This window comes from Paraburkholderia sp. SIMBA_053, from assembly GCF_046534895.1.
Classification (GTDB): domain Bacteria; phylum Pseudomonadota; class Gammaproteobacteria; order Burkholderiales; family Burkholderiaceae; genus Paraburkholderia; species Paraburkholderia caledonica.
The window spans coordinates 1-233 of record NZ_JAWRXU010001813.1; the positions used below are offsets into that span (position 1 = coordinate 1).

Here is a 233-nt window from a genome sequence, read left to right on the forward strand (position 1 = left end):
GCGAGCTGCGCCGCGCGCGGCGGCAGCGTCGCATGAAACGCGGTGTCGAAGCAGGCAAAGTGCCCGGCGTCACCGAAGATGGTCTGCGCCTCGTCGATCAACGCAAGCGCCGGCGGAATATGCAGCGGCGCAAAATGCACGGCATCCTGCAAACGGCGGCGCACCTCGGGCGTGAGCCGCTGATGCGTGCGCAGATGCGGCCCGCCATGCACCACGCGATGTCCCACCGCCGT

Annotated in this window: 1 pseudogene; it reads right to left on the bottom strand. The window is 69.1% G+C overall.

Annotated features, from left to right (window positions below):
* A pseudogene (locus SB753_RS41770) lies at positions 1-233 on the bottom strand (acetate kinase); the annotation flags it as partial.